Annotated in this window: 7 protein-coding genes; 4 read left to right on the top strand and 3 right to left on the bottom strand. The window is 43.4% G+C overall.

Features of this window, described 5'->3' with window-relative positions; genetic code table 11:
• The 3 genes from AC2SLL_RS06055 to AC2SLL_RS06045 all read right to left on the bottom strand — a co-directional run.
• Window positions 1-1,046, bottom strand: a 1,046-nt coding sequence (locus tag AC2SLL_RS06055; RefSeq protein ID WP_486530787.1) for a cadherin-like domain-containing protein, incomplete at its 3' end; no start/stop codon positions are given.
• Between the two features lie 292 nt (window positions 1,047-1,338).
• Window positions 1,339-2,433 (bottom strand): NAD(P)-dependent alcohol dehydrogenase, encoded by a 1,095-nt coding sequence (locus AC2SLL_RS06050; RefSeq protein WP_486530786.1) that lies wholly within the window; start codon window positions 2,431-2,433, stop codon window positions 1,339-1,341.
• Window positions 2,434-2,617: 184 nt separating this feature from the next.
• A complete protein-coding gene (locus AC2SLL_RS06045; RefSeq protein WP_486530785.1) occupies window positions 2,618-3,487 on the bottom strand; it encodes an NRDE family protein in 870 nt (289 codons plus the stop codon).
• A gap of 677 nt (window positions 3,488-4,164) precedes the next feature.
• Here AC2SLL_RS06045 and urtA point away from each other — a divergent pair.
• From urtA to urtD, 4 genes are all read left to right on the top strand, one after another.
• Entirely contained in the window at window positions 4,165-5,520 is a 1,356-nt protein-coding gene (urtA, locus tag AC2SLL_RS06040; protein WP_486530784.1) for an urea ABC transporter substrate-binding protein, read from the top strand.
• Window positions 5,521-5,712: 192 nt separating this feature from the next.
• Window positions 5,713-7,695: an urea ABC transporter permease subunit UrtB gene (urtB, locus tag AC2SLL_RS06035; protein ID WP_486530783.1), complete on the top strand. Its 1,983-nt coding sequence runs from the start codon at window positions 5,713-5,715 to the stop codon at window positions 7,693-7,695.
• A gap of 10 nt (window positions 7,696-7,705) precedes the next feature.
• Window positions 7,706-8,773, top strand: a complete 1,068-nt coding sequence (gene urtC / locus AC2SLL_RS06030) for an urea ABC transporter permease subunit UrtC (RefSeq protein WP_486530782.1) — start codon at window positions 7,706-7,708, stop codon at window positions 8,771-8,773.
• Between the two features lie 2 nt (window positions 8,774-8,775).
• Window positions 8,776-9,762, top strand: coding sequence for an urea ABC transporter ATP-binding protein UrtD (urtD, locus tag AC2SLL_RS06025; protein WP_486530781.1), 987 nt, complete (start codon window positions 8,776-8,778; stop codon window positions 9,760-9,762).
• The last annotated feature ends 24 nt before the right edge of the window (window positions 9,763-9,786 follow it).

Genomic DNA, 9,786 nt, shown 5'->3' with positions numbered 1-9,786 from the left:
ACCATGATAGTCGCTGTTTGAGTAATGGTTTCTGTGCCATCCGTGATGGTATAGGTAAAGCTATCGGTGCCATTAAAGTTAGCATTTGGTGTGTATTTGTAGCTACCATCCGCATTGACAACCACTGTACCATTGCTGGTTCCATCTGCTAAAGCAAAGGTAAGCTCATCGCCATCAACATCTGTGGCTGTTGCTAATTGACCTGTCGCGACGGTATCTTCCACCGCTTCAATACTGCTGTCTGCTGATACTGGCGCATCGTTGACACCCTCTATACTCACTGTTGCGGTTTGGGTTATCACGCCGCTTTGACCGTCATCAATGGTATAGGTAAAGCTATCAGTGCCATTAAAATCGGCATTTGGTGTATAAGTATAGCTACCATCCGCTTCAATCACGACGCTACCTTTGCTTGGGGCATCTGCTAGTGCGTAGGTTAGGCTGTCACCATCAGCGTCTGTCGCATCAGACAAACTACCTGTCGCTACGGTGTCCTCGACTGCATCAATGGCAGTGTCAGTTGATTCAGGAAGATTATTGCGAGGTCCACTTGAAGAAGATGAACTATTATTGTCTATTACTATTGCCCCCAAAGCTAAAGCACCTAGGCCACCTAATAAAGTTGTATTGCTAATTCCATTTATAACTATAGGCCCAGCTGTTGCCACACTATCTAACATTTGCGTTACTAAGGGTGTGTATGAGGATTCTGACGTGAGACCTGCTGTTTCTGCTATACCTTCTTCAATGGGAGCAAATTCAACGAAACCTACCCCAGTATCTGTGACTGTGCCAAGTTCAATATTTTCTACTGTATAAAAATCTTCAATAATTAAGAAATCTTCGCCAGTATCACTGGCAACAATTAAATCATTTCCTGACTTTTTGGCTTGCAACTTTGTCTCAGGTTGTCCTGTCTCAGCATTAATTAGAGATACCTGCATATCTTCTATGGCTATAAACTTTGAAGTCTGTTCGTGATTCAGCACAACTGAATAAGATTCTATGCCATTTTTTTTAATCATTAGTTGGGTCTGTTGAGCCATCGTCAGTTCTCTTAGGATTTATTTAATAGGTATTCACATTATGTGATTTTCAGTTAAAGGCTTTATGTAGTTACTGTTAAAGAATTTACTATATATAGTTACTCGAAGCAACATAACTGTAATAATTCTTAACATATATCCCCTATCCCTATCAATAAAAAAAAGACTAAGCAAATATTGATTAGCCTCTTTCGCTTTTATAGTCCCGTCCTGAAATAAGTTTACAAAAAAGGAGCTTATTAACGAACAAGCTTGAGAATAAGAAGGCTAAACGAATTTATTAGCCGTTACATTATGGCTTGATAGCCACTTTTAACACGCCATCTCGTTGATGCATAAATAAATCATAGGCCTCAACAATGTCATCTAACGCATAAGTATGAGTGACCATTTCAGACAAATCAATGCGACCTGATTCAATCACATTCATCAGACGGCGCATACGCTCTTTACCCCCCGGACACAGTGCGGTGCGAATAGTATGATCGCCAAGTCCTGCGGCAAAATGCGCCATAGGAATGGTCAAGTCCTCAGAATAGACGCCTAAGCTTGAAAATGTACCACCCGGCTTGAGTATCTTGAGCCCCTGCTCGAATGTCGACTGTAATCCCAATGCTTCGATACTACTGTCGACGCCGCGCCCCCCTGTTAGCTTCATCACTTCGTCTACGACGTCCACTTCTTTAAAGTTTAAAGTAATATCAGCGCCCATTTTTTTAGCCATTGCCAAGCGATCGTTATTACCATCGATGGCGATAATAGTCGACGCGCCTTTTAATTTAGCACCCGCTGTGGCACATAAGCCAATTGGCCCTTGGGCAAAAATAGCGACGATATCGCCTATTTGAATATTGGCATTTTCAGCGCCTTTAAAGCCCGTGGACATGATGTCAGGGCACATCAATACTTGCTCATCGGTTAAGCCATCAGGGACAGGGGCTAGGTTTGCTTGTGCGTCTGGCACTAGAACATATTCGGCTTGAGTACCATCGATGATATTACCAAAGCGCCAACCCCCAGTGGCCTTATAACCATGACAAGCACACGTACCATCTGGCTGAATATAACCGCCATCTTGAGAAGGAAAGCCATCTTGGCTCGCATAGGAGGTAAAGGTAGGGCAAATTGCACCTGCAACCACCCGTTGCCCCTCTTCGTAGCCCATCACCGCACTACCAAGCTTCTCAATAATGCCTACAGGCTCGTGACCGATGGTCAGACCCTGTGCCACAGGATACTCACCTTTAAAGATATGAATGTCGGTACCGCAAATGGTGGTTGTGGTAATTTTAATTAGAGCATCATTGGGGCCGACGTCTGGTATCTTTTTTTCAGTGATTTCAATTTTACCTGGCTCAACAAATATTAGGGATTTCATCATGCTCATGTGGTACTCCTTGTACTTAGATTGCTGTTTGTCTTATATAGGTTATCTCTCTTATAGAATATACCCTTAAAATATGACAAGCCAGTTTAAAACCATACTATTTTTATGGGTTTTGGTAACTCTATACTTTATCTTTCGCATCCAACAAAGCCATTAGCCCAGTCACGAGATTTAGGTACTATGATTAATTAGTATGATGCGGATATTCACGACTCTCTAACGTTAAGATTGAGGTATTATGAGCGTGTTGTTTATTTGTGTCGAAAGCTAGGTTAAAGCTGGGTACTAAATGTGAGGCTAAACTCATGGTCAGGAGGCTCTGAGTACGTGTACCATAATGACTCAATTCTGGGGTATCAATACAAATCGATGATAATGCTTTTTCAAGCGTCTCGGGCATACCCGTATGAGGTAATTGATCATCTGCGGCTTGCTGCGTATCAGACAGTACATTCCATGCCGCTGGTTTCCAGTAACTTTCCTCGCTATTTTTAAGCTCAAAGCTTTCGGCTATAAGCGGCAGCACTTCTTGGCGCACCCGCCCGCGTAAACGTTCACACTTATACCAACTGCTTTCTGGCTGACCATTTGATAGGATATGTAGTCCACTATAAAGAGAGGTTGGCGGATAACCTCGATTGTTGACCACAACCGCTTGGCGAATGTCCCCGATAATTAAATTAAATCCTGCGTAAGCTTGCAAGTCAATCTGACGAGCAAACTGCATAGGCGATAGCTCAGAGGTAAGAAAACCTGCTACTAATTCGCCCCGTGAGCGTTGGTCCTCAGTCGCCTGTACGCCATCACGAAAATTTAATACTGCGGCCCATCGTCCATTTTGGCTGACAAATTGATTGCCACTACTTTGATTTAGAGTCTGTTGATGATACCCAAGCCAAGTGCCACCACTTTTTTCATCTCGCCCAGCAAATATTGGCGCATCTTCCCATTGATGCGCTGGCGTGGTAGGACGCGCATAAAACTCATCTCGATTTGATAATAGCACCAATGGCATCTCATCAAATAACTGCCATGCTATTGCCACAATACACATGCGATCTCCTTTCTATAACTATTTTATAGCTCTCTCCATAACGTTCTTAGGGGAGACTGTTATTAAATGATCATTACCACAAAACTATTTACACACTCAATAGTATCTAGCTAATAAATAGCACCTACCTAAATAGCACCTACCTAAATAGTGTTCTTTAAAACGACATGATCATATTAAGGGGTATAGTACATATTATGACAACCCTGATTATTAAGACAGTCATCAGTGCTTAAAGCGAGTCCTAAAAGATTCTGTTTATAGTATTTATTTGTGGTATTAGATGCATTTGATAAAGCTGATCCTAATTTTCAAATATTTTTGCAAAATAGCTGTATTACTATTTTAGGAAATGCGCGACTCGGCTTTTTTTCAATAAATAACCAAACCAATGTCATAGTTAGTTACTATTTTTACACCCTAACATGATTAATCCATAGAAATCATAATCCATAAAATGTCCAATTTAGTGCAGATTTACTGTAAATCGTAAAATAAGTAACTATTTTGGTGCATGTTTGGTGCATGAATGCCCCTGTAAATTCTCCAAAGCATACATATTTTCATTAAATTCCACTTTTTTAAGGTTGGCACAGATATTGAACTATTCATAACAGTAAATCACAGCACGTTACATCTGTTTACAAGACCGTTATTTTGAATTTTTGGAGAAATAAATGTTTATATTACCCTCTTCTACTGCTGTAAATGCAGCCGCCACTTCTGACACTCTTTTTACCTCTCGTTTGTCACTACTTGCCGTTGCTATTGTCGGTAGCTTGAGCCTAATTGGTTGCCAAAAACCTGCTGAAACAGCTGCAGAGACCACACCAGCTGAAGCTTCGACAGAAACTACAGAAACCACCACCACACCAGCTGCAGATGGCGACACGATTAAAGTGGGTATCTTGCATTCTTTATCTGGCACCATGGCCATCTCTGAGACGTCTCTGAAAGATACTGCACTGATGACCATTGATGAAATCAATGCCAATGGCGGTGTGTTAGGTAAGCAGCTTGAAGCTGTGGTCGTTGATCCTGCTTCAGACTGGCCTTTATTTGCGGAAAAAGCCCGCCAGCTATTAACCCAAGATAAAGTAGACGTGATATTTGGTGGTTGGACGTCAGTATCTCGTAAGTCTGTGCTACCAGTCGTTGAAGAATTAAATGGCTTAATGTTCTACCCAGTACAATATGAAGGTCAAGAGCAATCTGAAAATATCTTCTATACGGGCGCAGCACCTAACCAGCAGGCAATTCCTGCTGTTGAATACCTAATGAGCCCTGAAGGCGGTAGTGCTGAACGTTTTGTACTTTTGGGTACCGATTATGTGTATCCGCGTACCACCAACCAGATTTTAAGAGCGTTTTTGAAATCTAAAGGTGTGGTAGATGAAGATATCATGGAAGAATATACTCCATTTGGCTTCAGCAACTATCAGACTATTGTCTCGAATGTTAAAAAATTCTCTACCGGTAAAAAGACAGCGGTTATCTCTACCATTAATGGTGATTCAAACGTGCCATTTTATCGTGAACTGGCTAACCAAGGTATCAAGGCTTCTGATATTCCTGTGATGGCATTCTCAGTAGGGGAAGAAGAACTACGTGGTATTGATACCAGCTTATTAGAAGGCCATTTGGCAGCATGGAACTACTTTATGTCTATCAAAAATCCTGTGAATAACGATTTTACCAATAAATATAAAAAGTACGCACTGGATCATAAGCTACCGAATGCGGACAAAGTGGTGACTAACGATCCAATGGAAGCCACTTATGTGGGTATCAACATGTGGAAGCAAGCGGTAGAGAAAGCGGGTACGACTGATGTTGATAAAGTACGTATTAGCATGGGTGGTCAAACGTTCGATGCGCCTTCAGGTTACACTTTGAAGATGGATGAGGAAAATCATCACTTATGGAAGCCGGTTATGATTGGTCAAATCCGTGCTGATGGACAGTTTGATGTGATTAATAAAACGCCAGAGGTAATTCGTGCTGAGCCTTGGAGTCAATACATTCCTAAATAAGGCTGACATAGCTTAGGGTTATTTTATAACCCCACATAAAGAAATATAAAAGATCACCTCCCTGCAGGATACTGCTTATTGGATAAAGGAACTAAAACGGCAACGTTGAGGTCAATATCTGGTAATTAGTATAAAAAGGTTAGACATCATTGCAGGGAATGTCGATTTTAAATCACTTTGGAGCCGTAAAAGATGCCATGCCCACCAATCCGCTCAGTGACCACACAGACAGCCTCTCTTAATACCGATAATATCAATAGCACTATTCAGAAATATAGTACGTTACTGATATCAAATCATGCAGAGACTTATAAACAAGGGTTAATAAAACGTCTTATGAACCTTTGTTTATGGGTGCCCACTGTATTAGTCACGTTAATTACTGCATTGATATTAGCACTTTTACTAGCATTGACGCCTGCTCAAGCTCAAACAGAAGCGACAAAGGCTATGAATACGGTTGCTGTATCCTCTGAGCATGCGACATCGCCTGATTCAACCTTACAAGATCAGAATGAACACTCACTGACTACCCCTGATACTGCCGCCCAAGATGCTTCAAGCACTCAAACGGCGGCGCAGCCAGCTAACTCTCAATCGGTCAATCCGCAATCGGTCAGTTCTCAATCGGTTAACCCTCAATCCGCTGCAGCCAAATCTGGTGATGCCATTGAGCAGTTTGTCGCCGCCGATTTTGCTCAGCGCCAAGCCATGTTAAACAGCTGGCCTGGAACCGCTGAAAGCTTAGATACGTTAGTTGAGCTTATTAGTAAAGATGAGCTGTATCAGGGCAACGGTGGACACACTTATTTGTTAAACAGTGAAGATCAACTGTTTACCTATCCTGACAAACAAGAAACTACTGATTGGCCTAGCGACTTATCCCAAGTGACCTTGACCAATACACTGCGCTCAGCATTGACCTTTGGTCAGGCTAAGGTCAAACTTGCATCTGACGATACCGCTCAGCGTTTAAAGGCAGTAGAGATTTTATCTGTCAATATAGATCAAGTTGACCCTGCGACCATCTCCGCCGCTGCTGCCAAAGAAGATAATGGTAAGGTGCAAGAGGCGCTTGCCGACCTGCAAGCCCGTATCAATTTTAGAGATGGCGATCTACCTACTAAAGTTGCGGCGGTAAATCAGCTTGCAGATAGCGACAGCCCTCAGGTATTGGTCGACCTTCAAGCTGCCCTTGCGGCAGACACTATAGACCCCGCTTTAAAAAGCGCCTTAGTTGCGGCTGAAAGCAGTGTCGCCAATCGCATTAAAATAAGTACTTGGACAGGTCATTTATTTACCGGTATGAGTACTGCCAGTATTTTGCTTTTAGCCGCTCTTGGTCTTGCCATTACCTTTGGGTTACTAGGTGTCATAAATATGGCACATGGTGAGCTTATTATGATTGGCGCTTACGCCACTTATGTGGTGCAAAATCTATTTCAATCCTATCTACCGGGCATGGCAGGCTGGTATTTAGTCGCAGCCATCCCTGTTGCCTTCTTAGTCAGTGCTGTTATTGGCATGATTATCGAGCGTATTGTCATTCGTCCCTTGTACGGCCGAGAGCTCGAAACCTTATTGGCGACCTTCGGTGTCAGTCTCATTCTGATGCAATTAGTGCGTATGGTTTTTGGCGCACAAAACGTGGAAGTGAGTAACGTTGACTGGTTAAGCGGTGCGTATCAGGTGTCCGCAAGCTTATCACTGCCTTATAACCGTATTGCTATTATCGGTTTTACCGTGATTGTATTGGCGCTACTGGTGTATTTGCTGAATAAAACCCGCTTTGGTTTGTTTGTCCGTGCCGTAACTCAAAACCGTCAAATGGCGCGCGCCGTAGGCATCCCTTCTGCCCGCATCGATATGCTCGCTTTTGGACTTGGTTCAGGGCTAGCAGGACTCGCTGGTTGCGCATTGGCACAAGTGGGTAACGTCGGCCCTGACTTAGGTCAGACTTATATAATCGATGCCTTTTTAGTGGTTGTCGTTGGCGGTGTTGGTCAAGTATGGGGCGCTGTATTGGCAGCTCTAGGCCTTGGTGTCAGCGGTACGATGCTTGAAATTGGCATTGGTGCTGTGATGGCTAAGATTGTGTTACTGGTTCTTGTGATTCTGTTTATTCAGAAACGTCCACAAGGTTTATTCGCCCTCAAAGGCCGCTTTGTGGATTAAGGAGAACCTCATGCGTATTACTCAACTGTTATCTGATTCACCACGAAACTCTATTCTTATTGGGCTCTGTTTCCTAGTACTGCTGATACTACCTTGGCTACATTTAATGCCAGAAACGTCAGCGTTGCACCTATCTGCCTACTGGATTACCCTGATTGGTAAGATCATGGCGCTTGCTATGGTAGCCTTAGCCTTAGACTTAGTGTGGGGCTATGCCGGTATCCTAAGCTTAGGTCATGGTCTTTATTTTGCCCTAGGCGGTTATGCCTTTGGGATGTACTTAACAAGGGAAACTGCTGGCGCGGGATTGCCTGACTTTATGCGGTTTTTAAGCTGGACGGAAATGCCGTGGTATTGGGCTGGAACGCAAAACTTCTGGTGGGCGATGGCGCTTGTGGTACTAGTCCCCGGTCTGATCGCTTTTATATTTGGTTTCTTTGCGTTTCGCTCAAAAATCAAAGGCGTTTACTTCTCCATCATTACTCAAGCCATGACCTATGCAGCAGCATTGCTATTCTTCCGTAACGAAACTGGCTTTGGGGGTAATAACGGCTTCACAGGATTTACCACGTTACTTGGCTATGATATTACCGCCGCCTCAACCAGAGCCATGCTTTGCTTTGCGACCGCTTTGGCACTACTGGTCTCATATGTCGGACTTCGCTATTTAATGAATCAACCTTATGGACGTGTACTTGGCGCCATTCGTGATAGTGAAAACCGCTTGCAATATCTGGGCTATCGTACGCTTTGGTACAAGCTATCTGCTTGGGTATTGTCTGCTGTGATTGCGGGTATCGCTGGGGCGCTATACGTCCCACAAGTAGGTATTATTAATCCAGGCGAGATGAACCCAGTTAACTCTATTGAGATGGCTGTTTGGGTTGCTGCTGGTGGTCGTGGAACCTTGATTGGTGCCATTGTTGGTGCTGGCGCTGTGAATGCTATCAAAACTTACTTTACGGTTGCCTACCCTGAATTTTGGTTACTTATCTTAGGTGGGCTATTTGTTGTCGTTACCTTATTTATGCCGAATGGCATTATTGGCCTACTCGACCGCTTTAAGAAGGAAAAATAATAATGCCAAAACAATCAATTGATTCAAACTTAGCGCAGCCTACAGCAACTGAAGGATTAGTCAAAACCCCTATTAAAGGGGCAACAGACTACAGTGAGAATAACCCTGTAGCTGTTAAACCCAATAGTGTAGAGCCTAAATTAACCAACAAGGCGACAACGACTACGCCTGTAACCACTAGCTTAGGTGAGGATTATGGGGATAGCGATGGCTTAGCGCATCCTAAACCTAAGTCAGGGCCTGATATGAGCCATGGTATTGCGCTCTATTTAGAAGAAGTCAGTGTCTGGTTTGACTCGTTTCGTGCTCTAAACAATTTATCGCTTTATATCGAAGAAGGTGAGCTGCGCTGCGTTATTGGACCTAATGGGGCGGGTAAAACCACCCTAATGGATGTCATTACAGGGAAAACTCGTCCCACTGAAGGCACGGCGTTTTTTGGTCAGGTTCATGATTTATCGAAGCTGTCTACCGAGCAAATTGCTGAAGCAGGCATTGGTCGTAAGTTTCAAAAACCAACAGTGTTTGAGAACTTTACCGTACTTGATAATTTAATGCTTGCAGCACCTAAAGACAAACGGGTTTCAAAAAGCTGGTTTACTAAAATTGATGCCGACACACAGAATACCCTTGATTCAACACTTGAACAAATCCGTTTAAAAGACATGCTCCATAAGCCAGCTGGGCTGTTATCTCATGGTCAAAAGCAGTGGCTAGAGATTGGCATGTTACTCATGCAAAGCCCTAAGCTTATCTTACTTGATGAGCCTGTCGCCGGCATGACTGACGCCGAAACGGAGCATACTGCTGAGCTGTGTCTACGTCTTAAGAAAAACCATACTCTTGTGGTGGTTGAACATGACATGACCTTTATTGATGCGATTAGTGAGAAGGTAACCGTACTGGCAAATGGGGCAATTTTAGCAGAAGGCACCTTGGCAGAAGTGCAAAACGATGACGCAGTTATTGAGACCTATCTTGGCAGATAGTCAATAGGGTCAGTGGCAGTAAAA

The organism is Psychrobacter sp. CX97 (genome assembly GCF_057396285.1).
The sequence above is the reverse complement of the archived record's forward strand: the minus strand, read 5'-3'. Positions and strand labels throughout refer to the sequence as shown.

Bases quoted from the DNA above. Each gene is read 5' to 3' on its own strand.
- AC2SLL_RS06050 (WP_486530786.1), bottom strand. From the start codon at position 2,433: ATGAGCATGATGAAATCCCTAATATTTGTTGAGCCAGGTAAAATTGAA.
- AC2SLL_RS06045 (WP_486530785.1), bottom strand. From the start codon at position 3,487: ATGTGTATTGTGGCAATAGCATGGCAGTTATTTGATGAGATGCCATTG.
- urtA (WP_486530784.1), top strand. From the start codon at position 4,165: ATGTTTATATTACCCTCTTCTACTGCTGTAAATGCAGCCGCCACTTCT.
- urtB (WP_486530783.1), top strand. From the start codon at position 5,713: ATGCCATGCCCACCAATCCGCTCAGTGACCACACAGACAGCCTCTCTT.
- urtC (WP_486530782.1), top strand. From the start codon at position 7,706: ATGCGTATTACTCAACTGTTATCTGATTCACCACGAAACTCTATTCTT.
- urtD (WP_486530781.1), top strand. From the start codon at position 8,776: ATGCCAAAACAATCAATTGATTCAAACTTAGCGCAGCCTACAGCAACT.